This is a genomic window from Sphingomonas morindae (genome assembly GCF_023822065.1).
Lineage (GTDB): Bacteria > Pseudomonadota > Alphaproteobacteria > Sphingomonadales > Sphingomonadaceae > Solisphingomonas > Solisphingomonas morindae.
This window is the reverse complement of the sequence record NZ_CP084930.1, coordinates 3165207-3184914: the sequence shown is the minus strand read 5'-3', so window position 1 is coordinate 3184914 and position 19708 is coordinate 3165207. Positions and strand designations below refer to the sequence as shown.

Genomic DNA, 19708 nt, shown 5'->3' with positions numbered 1-19708 from the left:
TGCGCGTTACAGCGCCTCGAGCACATGCTCCACGGCGCTGACCCGATACTCGCCGGGCGCCTCGACGAAGAGCTGGTCGACCACGCCGTCCTTCACGATCATCGCGTAGCGCTGGCTGCGCTCGCCCATGCCGTAGCGGCTGCCATCCATGGTGAGGCCGATCGCGCGGGCGAAATCGCCGTTGCCGTCGGCCAGCAGGATCACCTTGCCCTCGGCCTGGTTGGCCTTGCCCCAGGCATCCATGACGAACACGTCGTTGACCGAGGTGCAGGCGATCGCGTCGACGCCCTTGGCACGCAGCGCATCGGCCTTCTCGACAAAGCCGGGCAGGTGGCGCGCCGAGCAGGTGGGGGTGAAGGCGCCGGGCAGGCCGAACAGCACCACCGTCTTGCCGGCGAAGAAGCCGCTGTCGACCGGCTCGGGGCCGTGCTCGGTCATGGTGGCGAAGCTGGCGTCGGGCAAAGTCTGGCCGGGCTCGATGGACATGATGCGGTCTCCTGCTGAAGCCCGGCGCCTAGCCGATCGCGTCCGCCGTGGCGAGGTGCGTGCATGGACGCGCCGCCGGCCAGGGCGTAAGGTCGGGCGAATGGACGCGCCCCGCTTCTTTACCGGCCAATTGCTCCTGGCCATGCCGGGAATCGGCGATCCCCGCTTCGATCACGCCGTTATCGCCCTGTGCGTGCATGACGAGAATGGCGCGCTGGGAATCGGCATCGGCCGCCACGCGGACGGGGTGACGCTGCACACGCTGATGGCGCAGCTCGGCATCGATCCCGGTGTCGCGCCCGACAGCCCGATCTTCGTGGGCGGTCCGGTCGAGCCTAATCGCGGTTTTGTCGTGCACAGCCGCGACTGGGGCGGCGAGAGCAGCGTCGATGTCGCTGGCCGCTGGATGCTGACCAGCACGCTCGACGTGCTGCGCGCCATCGCCGAGGGGCGCGGGCCCAGCCGCTGGCTGGCGGCGCTGGGCTATGCCGGCTGGGGCGAGGGGCAGCTCGACGACGAGATCCGCCGCAATGGCTGGTTCAACGCCGAGGGCGATCCGGCGCTGCTGTTCGATGCGCCGGTGGAGCAGCGCTGGCGCCGCGGCTTCACCGCCGCCGGCATCGATCCGCGCCTGCTCGCCAGCAGCGCAGGCACCGCCTGACCGGGGCGCCGCGGCGGCGGCGAAGCCCGGCGGCCGCATATAAAGACATCTTTATATTTGATCGCGGCGGCGGGGACGGCTAAGGCGCGGAAAATCCGGGGTCGCGACAGGCGTGGCCCCCGGCTCGTTTCAGGAGACCGTTCGTGGCCACCGCATTTGCGCCCGACACCAAGGACTATGTCGTCAGGGATCTCAGCCTCGCCGCCTTCGGCCGCAAGGAGATCGAGATCGCCGAGACCGAGATGCCGGGCCTGATGGCGCTGCGCGAGGAATATGGCGCCTCGCAGCCGCTGAAGGGCGCCCGCATCACCGGCTCGCTGCACATGACCATCCAGACGGCGGTGCTGATCGAGACGCTCACCGCGCTCGGCGCCGAGGTCCGCTGGGCGTCGTGCAACATCTTCTCCACCCAGGATCACGCCGCCGCCGCCATCGCCGCCTCGGGCGTGCCGGTGTTCGCGGTCAAGGGCGAGAGCCTGGCCGAATATTGGGATTATGTCGGCCGCATCTTCGATTGGGGAGACGAGCCCTGCAACATGATCCTCGACGATGGCGGCGACGCCACCATGTTCGTGCTGTGGGGCGCGAAGGTGGAAGCGGGCGCCACCCTGCCCGAGCCGGACAATGAGGAAGAGGTCGAGTTCCAGCGCGCGCTCAAGGCGTTCATCGCCGCCAAGCCGGGCTATCTCACCCGCACCGCCGAGGCGATCAAGGGCGTGTCCGAGGAGACGACCACCGGCGTGCACCGCCTGTACGAGATCGCCAAGCGCGGCGAGCTGCCCTTCCCGGCGATCAACGTCAACGACTCGGTCACCAAGTCCAAGTTCGACAATCTCTATGGCTGCAAGGAATCGCTGGTCGACGCGATCCGTCGCGCCACCGACGTGATGCTCGCCGGCAAGGTTGCCTGCGTCGCCGGCTTCGGCGATGTCGGCAAGGGCTCGGCCGCCTCGCTCCGCAATGGCGGCGCGCGCGTGCTCGTGACCGAAGTCGATCCGATCTGCGCGCTCCAGGCGGCGATGGAAGGCTATGAGGTCGTGACGATGGAGGAAGCGGCGAGCCGCGCCGACATCTTCGTCACCGCGACGGGCAATGCCGACGTCATCACCGTCGATCATATGCGCGCGATGAAGAACATGGCGATCGTCTGCAACATCGGCCATTTCGACAGCGAGATCCAGATCGCGGGCCTCAGCAACTATAAGTGGACCGAGATCAAGCCGCAGGTCGACGAGGTCGAGTTCGCCGACGGCAAGAAGATCATCGTTCTCGCCAAGGGCCGCCTGGTGAATCTCGGCTGCGCCACCGGCCATCCGAGCTTCGTGATGTCGTCCAGCTTCACCAACCAGACGCTGGCCCAGATCGAGCTGTTCACGCGCGGCGCCGATTATGAGAACAAGGTCTATGTGCTGCCGAAGCATCTGGACGAGAAGGTCGCCCGCCTTCACCTCGACAAGCTGGGCGTGAAGCTCTCCAAGCTCACCGAGAAGCAGGCCGCCTATATCGGCGTGACTCCGGAAGGGCCCTTCAAGCCCGACCATTACCGCTACTAAGCCCCTGCCGCGGGCCGCTTCCATGAGGTGCGGGCGCGCGGCATATTTATCGGCGCCGGGACGATCGACGATTGTTTCCCGGCGCCGATCCTGCTCTAGACTTGTCCGGTGACCCAGAGGTGCGAGCGGTGCCGGACGACGTGATCGTCCTCGATACGGTCCATGCGACGCTGCTTGGGCTCGTGCTGGCGCTGTGGCTGACCGGCGCCGTGCTCGCCGTCATCCTCGGCGCGCGCCGCGATCACCGCGCGCGCTCCGCCATGATCGAGCTGGAACGCTTCCGCGCAATGCTGGCCGGCGCCCCGGCGCTGCCGCTGATCGTTACCGGCGAGGGCCGGGTCCGCGCGCACGAGCGCGTCGCCGACTGGTTCGGCCTCTCCGCCGTGCCGCGCAAACTGCCCGATCTGCTCGCCGCGCTCGATCCGGCCGACGCCGAGGGGCTCGAATCCGATATTCTCGCCACCAGCCGGGGCGGCGGCGCCTTCGCGCGCGCGCTGCGCCCCGCCGGCGGGCGGCGCGTGCTGATGGTGCGCGGCCGGCCGGGCGGCGATCCGCTGGGCGAGGGCGCCGCCCTGCTCTGGGTGTTCGACGCCACCGACAGCGAGGAGGAGATCGCCCGGCTCGACCAGGAGCGCGTGGAGCTTGCCGAGACGCTGGACGCGCTGGCGGGGCTGATCGAGGCGGCGCCCATCCCGATGTGGCATCGCGCGCCCGATCTGCGCCTCAGCCTCGTCAATTCGGCCTATGTCCGCGCGGTGGATGGCGCCGATGCGGCCGATGTGATCGGGCGCGGGCTCGAGCTGGTGGAGGGGCAGGGCGCGCAGAGCCCGCTCGCCACCGCCGCCGCCGCGCGCGACGAGGGCGCCGTTTCGGTGCGCACCGTGCCGGCCACGATTGGCGGCGAGCGGCGCACGCTGCGCGTGGTGGACGTGCCGCTCGGCCCGATCGGCATCGCCGGCTACGCCATGGATATCGAGGAGGTGGAGCAGGCGCGGGCTGATCTCGTCCGCTTCACCGAGGCGCAGCGCGATATGCTGGACCGGCTTTCGGCCGGCGTGGCGCAATTCTCGGCGGATCGTCACCTCACCTTCGTCAACACCGCCTTCCAGCGCCTCTTCGCGATGCTGCCCGAATGGCTGGCCGACCGGCCCGAATTCGATCGCGTGATCGAGCGGATGCGCGAGGCCGGGCGGCTGCCCGAGAGCCGCGACTTTCCCGGCTGGAAAGCGGAGCGCCGGCGCTGGTTCCTGGCCGAGCAGCCGGTGGAGGAGGCGTGGCAGCTGCCGGGCGGCGCCCATCTCCGCGTCGTCGGCCAGCCGCTGCCCGATGGCGGGCTGCTGCTGATCTTCGAGGACCGCACCGAGCAGGTGAAGCTGCAATCCGCGCGCGACACGCTGTTGCGCGTGCGGACCGCCACCTTCAACAATCTGTTCGAGGCGATCGGCGTGTTCGCGGCCGATGGGCGGCTGCATCTCTGGAATGATCGCTTCCGCGAGATCTGGACGCTGGACGAGGATTATCTGGCCGAGCATCCGCGCGTCGACGCGCTGATCGGCCGCATCGCCCCCGCGCTCGCCAACCCCGCGCGCGCCGGGCTGATCCGCGAGCTGGTGCGGCTCGCCACCGCAGAGCGGCAGAGCCGGACCGGGCGGATCGCCTTTGCGGACGGGCGCCATTTCCGCTTCGCGGCGGTGCCGCTGCCGGATGGTAACGCGCTTTTCACGCTGCTCGACATCACCGACAGCCGCCGCGCCGAACAGGCGCTGCGCGAGCGCGCGGCGGCGCTGGAGGAGGGCGATCGGGTCAAATCGGCGTTCGTCGCCGCCATGTCCTACGAGCTGCGCACGCCGCTCACCTCGATCGGCGGTTTCGCCGAGATGCTCTCCGGCGGCTTTGCCGGGCCGCTGGGCGAGCGCGCGCGCGAATATGTCGGCGCGATCCTCACCGCGACCGAGCGGCTGGGCGAGCTGGTCGACGAGGTGCTGGATCTCACCCGCTCGGCGGCGGGCCGGCTGGAGCTGGATGTCGCGCCGCTCGATTTCGCCGGGCTGGTGCGCGAGATCGTCGCCGATCATGCGGAGCTGGCGCGCCATCGCGGGATCGATCTCACCGCCCGCATCGATCGCTCCTCCGGCACGATCGACGCCGATGCCCAGCGGCTGCGCCAGGCCATCGGCCATGTGCTCGCCAATGCCGTGATCTACACGCAGGAGGGCGGCCGCGTGCTGGTGCGCGCCGAGGGCGCCGCCGGCGACGCGCAGGTGATCGTCACCGATAATGGCCCCGGGCTGACGCCGAGCGATGTCGAACGCGCCTTCCATCCCTTCCATCGGGCCGGGCTGGAGGGCCAGCGGAGCGAGGGCTCGCTGGGGCTCGGCCTGCCGCTCGCGCGCCACTATGTCGAGGCGCATGGCGGCACGATCCGGCTGGACAGCGCCCCCGGCCAGGGCACGACGGTGGCGATCGCGCTGCCTCGCGCGCGCGGCGCCGAGGCGCCATGATGGATCTGCCGGATGCGGCGGCGACCGAGGCGGTCGGCCGCGCGCTGGCGCCGCGTCTGCGGGCCGGCGATGTGGTGGCGCTGTTCGGAGATCTCGGCGCGGGCAAGACCGCGCTGGCGCGCGGCGTGCTGGCCGGGCTCGGCCTTCTGGGCGAGGCGCCGAGTCCCAGCTTCGCGATCGTCCAGCCCTATGCGCCCCCCGAGCTGCGCCTCCCGGTCGCGCATGTCGATCTCTACCGCATCGAGGATCCCGCCGAGGTGGAGGCGCTGGCGCTGGCCGAATATCGCGCCGATGGCGCGCTGCTGGTGGAATGGCCCGAACGTCTTGGCGCCTCGCTCTGGTCCGACGCGCTCCGGCTGCATCTCGCCCCCCTCGGCGCCGGCCGCCGCTTGACTTGGGAGACGCCCGCGCCATGGGAGGCGCGATGGCCCCCGCGATGATTCCGCCCGACGACGCCCCCGCCTTTCTGGCCGCCCATGGCTGGGCGGGCGCGACGATCGCGCCGCTGGCGGGTGATGCCTCCTTCCGCCGCTATTTCCGGGTGCGCGACGGCGCGCGCGTGGCGGTGCTGATGGACGCGCCGCCGGCCAAGGGCGAGGATGTGCGGCCCTTCCTCGCGATCGCCCGTCATCTCGCGCGGCTCGGCCTGTCGGCGCCCGCCATCCTGGCCGAGGATGTCGAGGGCGGGCTGCTGCTGCTCGAGGATCTGGGCGATCGGCTGGTGGGCCCGCTGCTGCGCGCGGATGCCACACCCGAGGCGGAGATCTATGGCGCGGCGGTGGACCTGCTGCGCGGCCTCGCCGCCGCGCCGCTGCCCGCCGGCCTGCCACCCTATGACCGCGCCGTGCTGGAGCGCGAGCTGGACCTGTTCGTCGACTGGTACGGACCGGCGCTCGGCCTGACCTTCGATCGCGCAGGCTGGCGCGCGGCCTGGCAGCCGGTGCTCGGCCTGGTCGAGGCCCCGCGTCCGCCCGTGCTGGTGCTGCGCGATTTCCATGTCGACAATCTGATGCTGCTCGACCGGCCCGGGCTGGCGGGGCTCGGCCTGCTCGATTTCCAGGACGCGCTCGCCGGCCACGCGGCCTATGATCTCGTCTCGCTGCTGCAGGATGCGCGCCGCACCGTCTCCCCGGCAATCGAGGCGGCGATGCTCGCCCGCTATGGCGGCGGCGCGATCGACCCCGGCTTCCGCGCCGCCTATGAAGTGCTGGGCGCGCAGCGCAACATCAAGATCCTCGGCATTTTCACGCGCCTGTGGAAGCGTGACGGCAAGCCCGGCTATCTGCGCCACCAGCCGCGCGTGTGGGGCTATGTGGAGCGCAACCTCGCGCATCCCGCGCTCGCCCCCGTCGCCGATTGGTTCGCCCGCCACGTTCCCGCCGCCGCGCGCGCCGCCGCCTGGGAGCCGACCCCCGCATGACCCGCTTCGCCAAGCCGCTGTCGCTGCGCCCCGACCCGCGGAGCGCGGCCGATGCCACCATGCCCGATGTGGCGATGCTGCTCGCCGCCGGGCTCGGCAAGCGGATGCGCCCGCTGACCGCGACGCGGCCGAAGCCGCTGGTCGAGGTGGGCGGGCAGACGCTGCTCGATCACGCCATCGGCCATGTCCGCGCGGCGGGAGTGAGCCGGCTGGTGGTCAACGTCCATCATTTCGCCGATGCGCTCGAGGCGCATCTCCGCCGCGTGCCGGGGCTCGACATCGCCATTTCGGACGAACGCGCCCAGCTGCTCGAGACCGGCGGCGGCGTCGCGCGGGCGGCGCCGCTGCTGGGAGATCGCCCCTTCTACGTCATCAACACCGACAATGTCTGGCTCGACGGGCCGGTCGACACGCTGCATCTGCTCGCGCACCGCTGGGACGATGCGATCATGGACGCGCTGCTGCTGGTGGTGCCGCTCGCCCGCGCGACCGCGCATCGCGGGGCCGGCGATTTCACGATGGACGCCGCCGGCCGCCTGAGCCGGCGCGCGCCGCGCCGGGTGGCGCCCTTCGTCTATACGGGGGTGCAGATCGTGTCGCCGCGCCTGCTGCGCGGCGCGCCCGATGGGGCCTTCTCGTTCAACCTCCTCTGGAACCGCGCCATGGCCGAGGGGCGCGCGCATGGCGTGGTGCACCAGGGGCTGTGGTGCGATGTCGGCGCGCCGGCGAACATCCCGGTGGCCGAGGCGATGCTGCGGCGTGGCTGAGGCCGGCCCCGCCGTCTTCTCGATCCCGGCGCATCAGCCCTTCGCCGATGCCCTCGCCGCCGGGCTGATGGCGCGCACGCGCGGCGATCGGCTGGCGCTCGCGCGGACGCTCCTCCTCATCCCCAGCAACCGCGCCGGACGCGCGCTGACCGATGCCTTTGTCCGCCGCGCCGAGGCCGGGCTGGTGCTGCCACGCCTGGTGGCGATCGGCGATCCCGAGCTGGACGAGGCGCTGGGCCAGGCGCTCGATCCCGCCGACGCCGCGCCGGTGCCGCCCGCCATCGCGCCGATGCGGCGGCGAATGATCCTCGCGCGGCTGATCGCGGAGGAGCGCGCGCGCGCCGGCGAGCCGGTGGACGCGGCCGAGGCGATGCGCCTGTCCTGCGCCTTCGCCCGCGCGCTGGACCAGATGGCGATCGAGGAAGTCGCCCCCGAGGCGCTGACGTCGCTCGCGGTGGCGGGGGATGTCTCGGCGCACTGGCAGAGCGCTTTGGGGGTGATGGCGGCGGTGCTGGCGCGGTGGCGCGCGCTGCTCGCCGATCTGGGCCGGCTCGATCCGGCCGATCGCCGCAACCGGCTGCTCGATCGCGCCGCCGCGCGATGGCGCGACGCGCCGCCATCGCATCCGGTGATCGCCGCCGGCATCACCAGCGCCGCCCCCGCCGTGGCGCGGCTGCTGCGCCAGGTGGCGCGGCTGCCCGCCGGCGCGGTGGTGCTGCCGGCGCTGGATCTCGCGCTGCCGGAGGCCGAATGGGAGGCGCTCGGCCCCGCCGCCGGGGCGCGGCCGATCGAGAGCCATCCGCAATTCGCGCTCAAGCTGCTGCTGGACCGCATGGGCGTGGCGCGCGGCGAGGTGCGGCGCTGGCGGCACGGCGCCGCGCCGGCGGCGCCTGCGGTGCGCGGCCGCGCGGTCGCCCATGCCATGGCGCCCGCCGCCTTTACCGGCAAATGGCAGACGCTGCCCAAGGCCGAACGCCGGCTCTCCGGGGTGACCGCGCTGGAATGCGCGAGCCCCGCCAAGGAGGCGCAGGCGATCGCGGTGGCGCTGCGCGAGGCGATCGAGCAGCCCGGCGCCACCGCCGCGCTCGTCACCCCCGATCGCGGCCTCGCCCGTCGCGTCTCGGCGCATCTCTCGCGCTGGGGCATCGAGGCGGACGACAGCGCCGGCCGGCCGCTCTCCGCCACGCCGCCGGGCACCTTGCTGCTGGCCATGGCCGAAGCGGCGGCGGCGCAGTTCGCCCCGGTGCCGCTGCTCACGCTGTTGAAGCATCCGCTGGTGACGGGCGGGCCCGAGGGCACGCGGATCGCCTGGCTCAGCCAGGTGCGCCGTCTCGATCTCGCGCTGCGCGGGCCGCGCCCGGCGCCGGGGCTGGACGCGCTGGCGCCGCTCGCCCCGCCCGCCTGGTTCGCCGATCTGCGCGACCGGCTGCGGCCGCTCGAGACGGCGTTTGCGGCGCCACTCACCATCGCCGGCGCGCTCGCCGCGCTGCGCGAGACGGGCGAGGCGCTGGCGGGCGAGGCGCTCTGGGCCAATCCCGCCGGGCGGGCGGCGGCGCGCCTGTTCGAGGCGATGGAGGAGGCCGCGCCGGAAGGTCCGGCGACGCTCACCCCGAGCGCGCTCGCCCCGCTGCTCACCCGGCTGATGGAGGAGGAGGCGGTGCGTCCGCCCCAGGGCGGCCATCCGCGCCTGTTCATCTGGGGCCTGCTCGAATCGCGGCTGCAGCAGGCGGATCTGGTGGTGCTGGGCGGGCTCAACGAAGGCGTGTGGCCGGCGCTGCCGAGCCCCGATCCCTGGCTCGCGCCGCGCATCCGCGCCGAGCTGGGCCTGCCCGGGCTGGAGCGGCGCATCGGGCTTTCGGCGCATGATTTCGTCAGCGCGCTCGGTGCGCCGCGCGCGATCGTGACGCGGGCGCGGCGCGATGCCCGCGCGCCCACCGTCGCCTCGCGCTTCTGGCTGCGGCTGGGCGCGATGACCGGCGGCGTCACGCCGGCGCGGCGCTACCGCCACTGGGCGGCCGCGCTCGACCGGCCGGCGCGCTTCGCCCCGGCCGATCGGCCCGCGCCGGCGCCGCCCGCGTCGCTGCGGCCGCGCCAGCTTGCGGTCACCGCGCTCGATCGGCTCAAGGCCGATCCCTACGCCTTCTACGCCCGCACCATGCTGCGGCTGCGGCCGCTCGATCCGGTGGATGCGGAGCCCAGCCCGGCCTGGCGCGGCACCGCCGTCCATGCGGTGCTCGAGCAATGGGCGCGGCTGGACGGCGCCGATCCCGCGCGGCTGCTGCCCCGCGCCGAAGCGATGCTGGGCGGCATCGCCGCGCATCCCGTGCTGCGCGCGCTGTGGGCGCCGCGGCTGCGCGAGGCGGTGGCCTGGATCGCGGCGACGATGGCGCGGCTCGCCGGCGAGGGGCGCAGCATCATCGCCATCGAGCAGGCGGGCGCGCTCGATATCGCGGGGGTGCGGCTGCACGGCAAGGTCGACCGGATCGATCGCGACGCCGACGGGCAGCTGGTGATCGTCGACTATAAGACCGGCGCGCCGCCGCGTCCGCGCGCGGTGGCCGAAGGCTATGCGCTCCAGCTCGGCCTGCTCGGGCTGATCGCCGAGCGGGGCGGCTTCGCCGATGTGTCCGGGGTGGCGGGCCAGTTCGAATATTGGTCGCTGGCGCAGAAGGACGGGCAGCTCGGCTATGTCGCGCCCGCCCTGGGGCGGCGGTCGGTGCTCGATCCCGCCGCCTTCACCGAGCGCGCGCTGCAGGATTTCCGCGCCGCCGCCGCGCAATGGCTGACCGGGGACGCGCCCTTCACCGCCAAGATCCGCCCCGAATATTCACCCTATGACGAGTACGACGCGCTGATGCGGCTGGACGAATGGTATGGCCGCCAGGGCGCCGATGCCGGGGACGGGGCGTGAGCGGCCGGATCCCGCTGCTCAAGCCGCTGCAGGGCGCCCAGGCGCTCGCCGCCGATCCGGCGCGGCTCGTCTGGCTGTCCGCCTCGGCCGGCACCGGCAAGACGCATGTGCTGACGGCGCGCGTCATCCGGCTGCTGCTGGCGGGCAATGATCCCGCCAGCATCCTGTGCCTCACCTTCACCAAGGCGGGCGCCGCCGAAATGGCGGATCGCATCCATGCGCGGCTCGCGAGCTGGGTGCGGATGCGCGACCAGGATCTGCGCAAGGAGCTGTTCGCGCTCGGCGAGGCCAATCATCCGGCGGCGATCGCGCATGCCCGCACGCTGTTCGCGCGCGTGCTGGAGGCCACCGGCGGCGGCCTGCGCATCCAGACGATCCACGCCTTCTGCCAGGCGCTGCTCGGCGCCTTTCCGGGCGAGGCGGGGCTGGTGCCGGGCTTCCGCCTGATCGAGGCGCGCGAGGAGGCGGCGCTGGCGCGCGCGACGCTGGCCGATCTGCTGGTCGCCGCCGAGACGGGCGGGGATCGCCCGCTGATCGCCGATATCGAGCTGCTCAGCCGCCGGCTGGGCGAGGAGCGCGCCGAGGCTTTTCTGCGCGCCTGCGGCCGCGTGCCCGAGGCAATGGCGGGGCTCGGCGCCGCGCCGGGCATCGAGGCGCGGCTGCGGCGCCTGCTGGACGTGCCCGCCGGCCCGATCGAGACGATCCTCGCCGAACGCTGCGCCACGCTGGACGCGGCCGCGCTGGCCCGTCTCCACGCCGCCAACCAGGGCTGGAACACCGCGCGCGGGCGCGAGCGCGCGGCGGCGATCGCGGCCTGGCTGGCGCTGGACGCGGACGCGCGCGCCGCCGGCCTCGCCACGCTCCACGCCGTCTGGGCGACCGCCAAGGGCGAGCTGCGCGCCTGCGGCAAGGGCCAGGCGCCACAAGAGCCCGGCTATGCCGAGGATGCCGCCGCGCTGCACGGTGCCTGCGGAGCGCTGCTCGCGCTGCGCGCCAAGGCGGCGTTCGCGGCGCTGCTGGCCGCGGCGCTGCGCGCCGGCCAAGCCTATGCGCGCGCCTGGACGGCGGCCAAGCGCGCCGCCGGCGCGGTCGATTTCGACGATCTCATCCGCACCACCGTGGCCCTGCTGGATACGCCCGGCATGGGCGAATGGGTGCGCTTCAAGCTGGATCAGCGCACCGATCATATCCTGGTGGACGAGGCGCAGGACACCAATGCCCGGCAATGGGCGATCGTCGCGCGTCTCGTCGAGGATTTCTGGACCGAGGATCCCGACCAGGAACCGCCGCCGCCGCTGCGCACGCTGTTCACCGTCGGCGATTTCAAGCAGGCCATTTTCGGCTTCCAGGGCACCGACCCGCTCTTCTTCGAGGCCGCCCAGCGACTGTTCGCGGAGCGGGCGGGGGCGGGCGGGCGCCGCTTCGAGCCGCTGTCGCTCGATCGATCCTTCCGCTCCTTCCCGCCGGTGCTGGCGCTGGTCGATGCGCTGATCGACCGGCTGGGCGGCCCGGCGCTGGGGCTGGCGGGCGGCGTGCCCAAGCACGAGGCGGCGCGGCGCGGGCCGGGGGCGGTGTTCCTCTGGCCGCCGCTGACCGCCGAGGACGAGGAGGAGGGCGAGGCCGAGGCGCCGGAGGGCGAGGAGGGCTGGCTCGATACCGCGACCCGCCGCTTCGCGGACCGGCTCGCGCAGCAGATCCGCGCCTGGATCGACGCGGCACCCTGGCTCGCCTCGCGCGGGCGGCCGCTGCGCCCCGAGGATGTGATGGTGCTGGTGCGCAAGCGCGGTGATCTCGCGGCGCTGATAGTCGCCCGGCTCCACGCGCATGGCGTGCCGGTGGCGGGCGTGGACCGGCTGCGGCTGGACGCGCCGCTGGCGGTGCGCGATCTGCTCGCCGCCGCGCGCTTCGCGCTTCAGCCCGAAGATGATCTGACGCTGGCGCATCTCCTCGTCTCGCCTCTGTTCGGGCTGGATCAGGAGACTTTGTTCGCGCTCGCGCATCGCCGGCCGGGCACGCTGCTGGCGGCGGTGCGCGCCGATCCCGCCCAAAGCGCGGTGGCGGACGCGCTGGGCGCGATCCTCGCGGCGGCCGATCTGGTCACGCCCTATCGCTTCTTCGAGGAGCTGCTGTCCGGCCCGTTTGACGGCCGGCGGCGCATGCTCGAGCGGCTCGGCGAGGATGCGCGCGATCCGATCGAGGAACTGCTCAATGCCGCGCTCGGCTTCGAGGAGGAGGGCCAGCCCTCGCTCCAGCCCTTTCTCGACTGGTTCGATCGCGGCGAGGTGCAGATCAAGCGCGATCCGTCCGCGCCGCTGGACGCGGTGCGGGTGATGACCGCGCATGGCGCCAAGGGCCTGCAGGCGCCGGTGGTGGTGCTCGCCGACGCCACCGGCGATCCCGCGCGGGCGCCCGTGGGCGGCTTCGACCTGCCGATCGACGAGACGCTGACGGTGCCGAGCCTGCGGCCGCGCGCCGAGGAGCGCGTGCCGCCGTTCGACCAGCTGCTGGCCAAGGCCGAGGCGCGCGACCGGCGCGAGCATTGGCGCCTCCTCTATGTCGCCGCCACCCGCGCCGAGGAATGGCTGGCGATCGGCGGCGCGCTCGGCCCGCTCGCCAAGGGCGTGCCGCCGCAGGAAAGCTGGTACGCCGCGCTGGCCGCCGCGCTCGACACGCTCGGCGGCACGATCGAGCCCGATCCGCTTTGGGGCGAGGTCCGCGTCCATCGCGATGGCAGCGCCACGCCGGGCCGTCCCCGTCGCGTGGTCGCGCCGCCGGCGGCGGCCGAGCCCGGCTGGCTGCGCGCGCGCGCGCCCGCCGAACAGCGCCCGCCGCGCCCGCTCGCGCCCTCCGCCATCGGCCGCGACGATGTGCCGCTGCCGCCGCCCGGCCCGGCGCAACGCGCCGCCGCCGCGCGTGGGCGGCTGCTCCACAGCCTGTTCGAGCGGCTGCCCGCCTGTCCGCCCGAGGCGCGCCACGCGGCGGCGGTGCGCTGGCTCACCGAGGCCGCCGGCGTCGCCCGCGACGAGGCGGGGACGCTGGCGGTCGAGGCCTGCGCCATCCTTGCCGATCCGCGCTTCGCGCCGCTCTTCCATCCCGACGCCCTGGCCGAGGCGCCGATCGCGGCGGTGGTGGAGGGCGCCGTCATCGCCGGCACGGTGGACCGGCTGCTGGTGTCGGACACGGACATTCTGTTCCTCGACTTCAAGACCGGGCGGCGCGTGCCCGCCGGCGTCGAGACGGTGCCGCCCCAGCATCTAGCGCAGATGAGCGCCTATGCCGCCGCGCTGGCAAGCATCTTCCCGGACCGGCCGGTGCGCGGCGCCTTGCTCTACACCGAAGGCCCGGCGCTGATCGCGCTCCCGCCCGATCTCCTCGCCCGCCACAAGCCCGGCTTGGCGGCGGCGGAGCAAAGCTTCGGCCTGCCCCGTTGAGCCGCGGCGGCGCGCGCCCTAGATAGGCCGCAAGCGAAAGGAATTATCGATGGCAACCAAGACGATCACCGACCAGAGCTTCGAGGCCGACGTGCTCTCCGCCGATGGCCCCGTGCTGGTGGATTTCTGGGCGGAATGGTGCGGCCCGTGCAAGATGATCGGCCCGGCGCTGGAGGAGCTTTCGAACGAACTCGGCGAGAAGGTGACGATCGCCAAGCTCAACATCGACGACAATCCCGACGCGCCCGGCCGCTATGGCGTGCGCGGAATTCCCACCATGATCCTGTTCAAGGGCGGCGCGCCGGCGGCGACCCAGGTCGGCGCGGCGCCGAAGAGCCAGCTCAAGGCCTTTATCGAAGGCGCGCTCTGAGCCTTGCGGCCCGGCCACGCGCCGGGCCGCAAGGCTCAGCCGAACAGATCGCGCGCGGCGGCGTCCCACAAGGCGGGGCTCGCCGCCGCGAGCAGCCCGGTGCGATCCTCGCCCGCTCGATAGGCGGCGCCGTCCAGCCGCGCGATGCGGCCGCCCGCCTCGCCGAGGATCAGCGCGCCCGGCAGATGATCCCAGGGCATGGCGCGCCAGAACAACGCGATGTCGTTGGCGCCCAGGATCAGGCGCGGATATTGCTCCCCCGCGCAGTGCGGAATGTCGACCGGCTGGTAGCGGCCTTCGGCGCGCGCCACCACGTCCGCCCGCACCGCCTCGGGCAGATAGCGCGTGGCCAGGGCGGCGAGCGGGCGGGGCGCGCCGCTCGCCCGCGCCGTCACGCGGTGATTGTCGATATAGGCGCCGCCGCCCTGTGCGGCGTGGCACATGCGGCGCGTGGCGGGATCGAGGATCCAGCCCGCCACCGTCTCGCCCTCCTCGAGCAGCGCGACCATCAGCGCGAAGGGATGACGCCCGGCGGCGAAATTGGCGGTGCCGTCGATCGGATCGATCACCCAGCAGCGCCCGCTGGTGATCTGCCCGAGCAGGCCGGCATCGGCCGCGACGCCTTCCTCCCCCACCACATGGCTGCCCGGCAGGATGCGGAGCAGCCCTTCGGCGAGCCGCGCCTCGGATTCGCGATCCGCCACCGTCACCAGATCGTCGGGACCGGCCTTTTCCTCGATCTCGGCGGGAGCGAGCGCGCCGAAGCGGCGCATCACGACATCGCGCCCCACCTTGCGCATCAGCCCGTCCACCGCCGCGTGCAGAGGGTGCATGGCGTCAGCTCCGATAATCGCCGTTGATGGAAATATAGCCGTGGGTGAGATCGCAGGTCCACACGGTGGCGCGGCCTTCGCCCAGGCCGAGATCGACGCCGATGCGGATGTCGGAGCCGCGCAGATGCGCCGCCACGGGCGCCTCGTCATAGCCTTCCACCGCCACGCCCTCGGCCGCCACCTGCGTGTCGCCGAAGCGGATCGCCAGCCGGTCGCGCTCGGCCGGCTCGCCCGCCTTGCCCACCGCCATGACGACGCGGCCCCAATTGGCGTCCTCGCCGGCGATCGCCGTCTTCACCAGCGGCGAATTGGCGATCGACAGGCCGATCCGCCGCGCCGAGCCGTCGCTCTCCGCCCCGGTGACGGACACGGCGATGAATTTGGTCGCACCTTCGCCGTCGCGCACGACCAGATGGGCGAGATCGAGGCAGACCTGCTCGATCGCCGCCGCGAGCGCATCCGCCCCCGCCGCGTCGGCGCTGTCGAGCGGCGTATGTCCGGCGGCGCCGGTGGCGAAGGCGAGCACCGTGTCGGAGGTCGAGGTGTCGCCATCCACCGTGATGCAGGCGAAGCTGCGCGCATTGGCGCGATCGAGCATGGCCTGGAGCAGCGCCGGCGCCACCGCCGCGTCGGTGAAGAGAAAGCCCAGCATCGTCGCCATGTCGGGCGCGATCATGCCCGAGCCCTTGATGATGCCGACCACGGTGACGCGCGTATCGCCGATCATCGCGGTGGCCGCCGCCCCCTTGGGGAAGGTGTCGGTGGTGCTGATCGCGGCCGCCGCCGCCGCCCAGTCCGCCTCGGGCGCGGCCAGCGCGGCGCTGACCCCGGCCTCGGCGGTGGCGATCGGCAGTGGCACGCCGATCACCCCGGTCGAGGCGACGAACACGTCCGAGGGCTGGCAGCCCAGGCCCTGCGCCGCGCGCGCTGCCACGGCCTCCACCGCGGCGCGCCCGCGCGCGCCCGTGAAGGCGTTGGAATTGCCGGCGTTCACCACCAGCGCCCGGGCGCGGCCAAGGGTGAGGGCGGCGCGGCACCATTCCACCTCGGGCGAGGGGCAGCGCGAGCGCGTGGTGACGCCCGCGACGCTGGTGCCCTCGTCCAGGCGGACCAGCGTGAGATCGTCCCGCTCCCATGGCTTATAACCCGCGCGCACCGTGGCGAGCCGGACGCCCGCGATCGGCGGCAAGGCGGGGAAGGGTGTGGCGAGTGGCGAGCGGGGGTGCGACATGGGCCGAGCCATAGGCAAATCGCAGGTCGCTTTCCACCGCCTTCGCCGCCATGCTATGAACGCGGCACGGCGACGCCAGGCGATCGCCCTACTGCGAAGGAAACGCCGATGCGGAGCGCGCGCCAGGTGTCCCTTGTCTCGTTCGCGTCCGCTTTTCTCCGATCCCGGGCGGGTTTTGCCGCCGCGCTGCTGGGCGGCGCGCTCCTGTTCGCGCCGCTCGGCTGGCCGGAGGACGATCTGCGGCCCGGCGCCCGGCGGCCGGACACGCCGTCCTTGCAGCCGCTGCCGCCACTCTTGTCGGCCGTGGGCGTGCCGAGGGCGGCGCCCTGCGATCCCGCCGCTGGAGCCACGCGGCCGCGCCCCGCCACCAGTCCGCAAAGCTGGGTGCTGACCGAAGATTACCCGCTCATCTCCTTGTTCCGCAACGAGACGGGCCGCACCGGCTTTGCCTTGCGGATCGCGCCGGACGGCGCGGTGATGCGCTGCGACAGGCTGAGCGGCAGCGGATCGCCCTGGCTCGATGGCGCCGCCTGCGCGGCCCTGATGCGCCGCGCGCGCTTCACGCCGGCGATGGATGGACGGGGCTGTCCGATCGGCGGCACCTATCGCAACGCCGTGATTTGGCAGATACCGCAAGCGACCGCCGGGCCGAATTGACTTGCGCGGGCCCGGAACCTAGATCGCGGTCCTTACTTTCGCGCGGGGCTCCGCGAGCGCGGTCGCGTGCTCGGTCCCGCCTTCTGAGACGGGATCGCGTTCATGCTGGGCGGCATCGCCAAGGCCATTTTTGGGTCGTCCAACGACCGCTACGTCAAGTCGCTGCGGGCTGTCGTCGCCAAGATCAACGCCTTCGAGCCGACGATCGCCGCGCTCGACGATGCGGGGCTGCAGGCGCAGACCGTCAAGTTCCGCGCCGCGCTGGCCGAGGGCGCGTCGCTCGACGATCTGCTGCCCGAAGCCTTCGCCACCGTGCGCGAGGCGGCCAAGCGCGTGCTGGGCCAACGCCATTACGACGTGCAGATGATCGGCGGCATCGTCCTGCATCGCGGCGAGATCGCCGAGATGCGCACCGGCGAGGGCAAGACGCTGGTGGCGACGCTGGCCACCTATCTGAACGCGCTGCCGGGCGCCGGCGTGCATGTGGTGACGGTCAACGACTATCTGGCCCGCCGCGATGCCGAGTGGATGGGCCAGGTCTATCGCTTTCTCGGCCTGACCACGGGCGTGATCGTGCCCAACATCTCCGATCCCGAGCGCCGCGCCGCCTATCACGCCGATATCACCTATGGCACGAACAACGAGTTCGGCTTCGATTATCTGCGCGACAACATGAAATATGAGCGGACCGCGATGGTGCAGCGGCCGTTCAACTTCGCGATCGTGGACGAGGTGGATTCGATCCTCATCGACGAAGCGCGCACGCCGCTGATCATCTCCGGGCCGACCGACGACAAGTCCGAGCTGTATATCAGCGTCGACGCGGTGGTGAAGCAGCTCGCCGCGACCGATTACGAGCATGACGAGAAGCAGCGCTCCGTCATCCTCACCGAGGAGGGCACGGAGAAGGCCGAGCAGCTGCTCCACGCCGCCGGCCTGCTCGAGGGCGACAATCTCTACGACTTCGAGAATACGCAGGTGGTGCACCACCTCAACCAGGCGCTGAAGGCGAATGTCGGCTTCAAGCGCGACATCGATTATATCGTCAAGGACAACAAGGTCGTCATCATCGACGAGTTCACCGGCCGCATGATGGACGGCCGGCGCTGGTCCGATGGCCTGCATCAGGCGGTGGAGGCCAAGGAAGGCGTCAAGATCGAGCCCGAGAACCAGACTCTGGCCTCGATCACCTTCCAGAATTATTTCCGCATGTACCCCAAGCTCGGCGGCATGACCGGCACCGCTGCCACCGAGGCGGCGGAATTTTTCGACATCTACAAGATGAACGTGGTCACCATCCCGACCAATGTCGCGATCCGGCGCATCGACGAAGACGACCAGTTCTTCAAGAACATCACCGACAAGTTCGGCGCCATCGCCAAGGCCATCCGCGAGAAGCAGGAAACCGGGCGCCAGCCGGTGCTGGTCGGCACCGTCTCGATCGAGAAGTCCGAGCTTCTGTCGGAATTCCTCAAGAAGGAGGGCGTCCGGCACAATGTGCTCAACGCCCGCTATCACGAGCAGGAAGCGCATATCGTGGCGCAGGCCGGGCGGCTGGGCGCGGTGACGATCGCCACCAACATGGCGGGCCGTGGCACCGACATCCAGCTCGGCGGCAATCTCGAATTCCGCATGATCGACGAATATCCCGATCTCGTCGAGGGCACGCCCGACTATGAGGCGCGCGCCGCGCTGATCCGCGAGGAGATCAAGGCCGAGAAGGAGGCCGTGCTCAACGCCGGTGGCCTGTTCGTGCTCGGCACCGAGCGGCACGAGAGCCGGCGCATCGACAATCAGCTGCGCGGCCGCTCGGGCCGGCAGGGCGATCCCGGCCTCAGCCGCTTCTATCTCAGCCTCGACGACGATCTGCTGCGCATCTTCGGCCCGCAGACGCTGTTCGCGCGGATGATGCAGAAGAATCTCGAGGATGGCGAGGCGATCGTCAGCCCCTGGATCACCAAGGCGATCGAGACGGCGCAACGCAAGGTCGAGGCGCGCAACTATGATATCCGCAAGCAGGTCGTCGAATATGACGACGTGATGAACGACCAGCGCAAGATCATCTACGAGCAGCGCGCCGACATCATGGATTCGGCGACGGTCGACGACGTCACCGACGAGATGCGCGGCGAGACGGTGTCGGCGCTGGTCGGCGATGCCTGCCCGATCGGCAGCTATCCCGAACAATGGGACGGCGAGACGCTTCAGGCGCGCGTGCTGGACGTGTTCGGGCTCGAGCTGCCGGTGGTGGCGTGGATCGGGGAGGAGGGCATCGAGCCCGAGATCCTCGCCGAGCGGATCAAGGCCGAGGCCGATGCGCAGATCGCGGCGCGGGTCGAGGAGGCCGGGGTCGATACCTGGCATGGTGTCGAGAAGAGCGTGCTCCTCCAGACGCTCGACGAGCATTGGAAGGACCATCTCTCGCGGCTCGATGCGCTGCGCCAGGTGATCCATCTGCGCGCCTATGCGCAGAAGACGCCGATCAACGAGTATAAGCAGGAAGCCTTCGCGATGTTCGAGCGGATGCTCGACGCGATCCGCGAGGATGTGACGCGCACGCTCGCCAATGTCCGCTTCCAGATGCCGCCGCCGCTGCCCGAGCTGCCGGACTTCCTGACCAGCCATCTCGATCCGCTCACCGCGCAGGACGATACGCGCGACATCGATGCCGCCTCGCTGGGGCTGGTGACGACGCGGATCGCGCCGATGCAGACCCCGCAGCCCGCCATGCCCGAGGAATTGGGCGACGATCCGGCCCTGTGGGCGGGCGTGGTCAGCCGCAATGCGCCATGCCCCTGCGGCTCGGGCAAGAAATACAAGCACTGCCACGGCGCGCTCTGAGCGCGCCGGCCGCCACGCGCGGCCGCTGACGCAACCGAAAACGGCG

General features: G+C 72.0%; 14 protein-coding genes. 11 read left to right on the top strand and 3 right to left on the bottom strand.

Annotated elements, in window-relative coordinates:
• Positions 1–6 precede the first annotated feature (6 nt).
• Positions 7–486, bottom strand: coding sequence for a peroxiredoxin (locus LHA26_RS15495; protein WP_252166472.1), 480 nt, complete (start codon positions 484–486; stop codon positions 7–9).
• A 100-nt stretch (positions 487–586) separates the two neighbouring features.
• Here LHA26_RS15495 and LHA26_RS15490 point away from each other — a divergent pair, with 100 nt between their 5' ends.
• The 9 genes from LHA26_RS15490 to trxA all read left to right on the top strand — a co-directional run bounded on the left by LHA26_RS15490 (position 587) and on the right by trxA (position 14100).
• On the top strand, positions 587–1147 hold the full coding sequence (locus tag LHA26_RS15490; RefSeq protein WP_252166471.1) for a YqgE/AlgH family protein: 561 nt from the start codon (positions 587–589) through the stop codon (positions 1145–1147).
• A 143-nt stretch (positions 1148–1290) separates the two neighbouring features.
• Positions 1291–2700 carry an adenosylhomocysteinase gene (gene ahcY, locus LHA26_RS15485; RefSeq protein ID WP_252166470.1) on the top strand — a complete coding sequence of 470 codons (1410 nt, stop codon included), beginning with the start codon at positions 1291–1293 and terminating at the stop codon, positions 2698–2700.
• A 128-nt stretch (positions 2701–2828) separates the two neighbouring features.
• The gene (locus tag LHA26_RS15480; protein ID WP_437441223.1) at positions 2829–5201 is read left to right on the top strand and encodes a sensor histidine kinase; all 2373 of its coding nucleotides are present in this window, start codon (positions 2829–2831) and stop codon (positions 5199–5201) included.
• Positions 5201–5641 carry a tRNA (adenosine(37)-N6)-threonylcarbamoyltransferase complex ATPase subunit type 1 TsaE gene (gene tsaE, locus LHA26_RS15475; RefSeq protein WP_437441263.1) on the top strand — a complete coding sequence of 147 codons (441 nt, stop codon included), beginning with the start codon at positions 5201–5203 and terminating at the stop codon, positions 5639–5641. The genes LHA26_RS15480 and tsaE overlap by 1 nt, the downstream gene beginning before the upstream one ends.
• Positions 5638–6621 carry an aminoglycoside phosphotransferase family protein gene (locus tag LHA26_RS15470; protein WP_437441262.1) on the top strand — a complete coding sequence of 328 codons (984 nt, stop codon included), beginning with the start codon at positions 5638–5640 and terminating at the stop codon, positions 6619–6621. Before tsaE ends, LHA26_RS15470 begins: the two co-directional genes overlap by 4 nt.
• Positions 6618–7388, top strand: a complete 771-nt coding sequence (locus LHA26_RS15465) for a nucleotidyltransferase family protein (protein ID WP_252166467.1) — start codon at positions 6618–6620, stop codon at positions 7386–7388. Before LHA26_RS15470 ends, LHA26_RS15465 begins: the two co-directional genes overlap by 4 nt.
• The gene (locus LHA26_RS15460; protein WP_252166466.1) at positions 7381–10299 is read left to right on the top strand and encodes a PD-(D/E)XK nuclease family protein; all 2919 of its coding nucleotides are present in this window, start codon (positions 7381–7383) and stop codon (positions 10297–10299) included. The genes LHA26_RS15465 and LHA26_RS15460 overlap by 8 nt, the downstream gene beginning before the upstream one ends.
• Positions 10296–13730, top strand: a complete 3435-nt coding sequence (addA, locus tag LHA26_RS15455; RefSeq protein ID WP_252166465.1) for a double-strand break repair helicase AddA — start codon at positions 10296–10298, stop codon at positions 13728–13730. The genes LHA26_RS15460 and addA overlap by 4 nt, the downstream gene beginning before the upstream one ends.
• 49 nt (positions 13731–13779) lie before the next feature.
• Positions 13780–14100, top strand: a complete 321-nt coding sequence (gene trxA, locus LHA26_RS15450) for a thioredoxin TrxA (protein WP_252166464.1) — start codon at positions 13780–13782, stop codon at positions 14098–14100.
• A gap of 35 nt (positions 14101–14135) precedes the next feature.
• Here the strand turns inward: trxA and LHA26_RS15445 are convergent, their stop codons facing one another.
• Both LHA26_RS15445 and argJ read right to left on the bottom strand, forming a co-directional pair.
• Entirely contained in the window at positions 14136–14933 is a 798-nt protein-coding gene (locus tag LHA26_RS15445; protein ID WP_252166463.1) for an inositol monophosphatase family protein, read from the bottom strand.
• A gap of 4 nt (positions 14934–14937) precedes the next feature.
• Positions 14938–16164 (bottom strand): bifunctional glutamate N-acetyltransferase/amino-acid acetyltransferase ArgJ, encoded by a 1227-nt coding sequence (gene argJ / locus LHA26_RS15440; protein WP_252166462.1) that lies wholly within the window; start codon positions 16162–16164, stop codon positions 14938–14940.
• Between the two features lie 108 nt (positions 16165–16272).
• On the opposite strand from argJ, the gene LHA26_RS15435 reads away from it, so the two are divergent.
• Together LHA26_RS15435 and secA are read left to right on the top strand one after the other, a co-directional pair.
• The gene (locus LHA26_RS15435) at positions 16273–16821 is read left to right on the top strand and encodes an energy transducer TonB (RefSeq protein WP_252166461.1); all 549 of its coding nucleotides are present in this window, start codon (positions 16273–16275) and stop codon (positions 16819–16821) included.
• 102 nt (positions 16822–16923) lie between these two features.
• Positions 16924–19662 (top strand): preprotein translocase subunit SecA, encoded by a 2739-nt coding sequence (secA, locus tag LHA26_RS15430; protein ID WP_252166460.1) that lies wholly within the window; start codon positions 16924–16926, stop codon positions 19660–19662.
• Positions 19663–19708 lie beyond the last annotated feature (46 nt).

What these genes read in the sequence shown, in the direction of transcription:
- LHA26_RS15495 (WP_252166472.1), bottom strand. Translation starts at nt 486, where the DNA reads ATGTCCATCGAGCCCGGCCAGACTTTGCCCGACGCCAGCTTCGCCACC.
- LHA26_RS15490 (WP_252166471.1), top strand. Translation starts at nt 587, where the DNA reads ATGGACGCGCCCCGCTTCTTTACCGGCCAATTGCTCCTGGCCATGCCG.
- tsaE (WP_437441263.1), top strand. Translation starts at nt 5,201, where the DNA reads ATGGATCTGCCGGATGCGGCGGCGACCGAGGCGGTCGGCCGCGCGCTG.
- LHA26_RS15470 (WP_437441262.1), top strand. Translation starts at nt 5,638, where the DNA reads ATGATTCCGCCCGACGACGCCCCCGCCTTTCTGGCCGCCCATGGCTGG.
- LHA26_RS15465 (WP_252166467.1), top strand. Translation starts at nt 6,618, where the DNA reads ATGACCCGCTTCGCCAAGCCGCTGTCGCTGCGCCCCGACCCGCGGAGC.
- trxA (WP_252166464.1), top strand. Translation starts at nt 13,780, where the DNA reads ATGGCAACCAAGACGATCACCGACCAGAGCTTCGAGGCCGACGTGCTC.
- LHA26_RS15445 (WP_252166463.1), bottom strand. Translation starts at nt 14,933, where the DNA reads ATGCACCCTCTGCACGCGGCGGTGGACGGGCTGATGCGCAAGGTGGGG.
- argJ (WP_252166462.1), bottom strand. Translation starts at nt 16,164, where the DNA reads ATGTCGCACCCCCGCTCGCCACTCGCCACACCCTTCCCCGCCTTGCCG.
- LHA26_RS15435 (WP_252166461.1), top strand. Translation starts at nt 16,273, where the DNA reads ATGCGGAGCGCGCGCCAGGTGTCCCTTGTCTCGTTCGCGTCCGCTTTT.
- secA (WP_252166460.1), top strand. Translation starts at nt 16,924, where the DNA reads ATGCTGGGCGGCATCGCCAAGGCCATTTTTGGGTCGTCCAACGACCGC.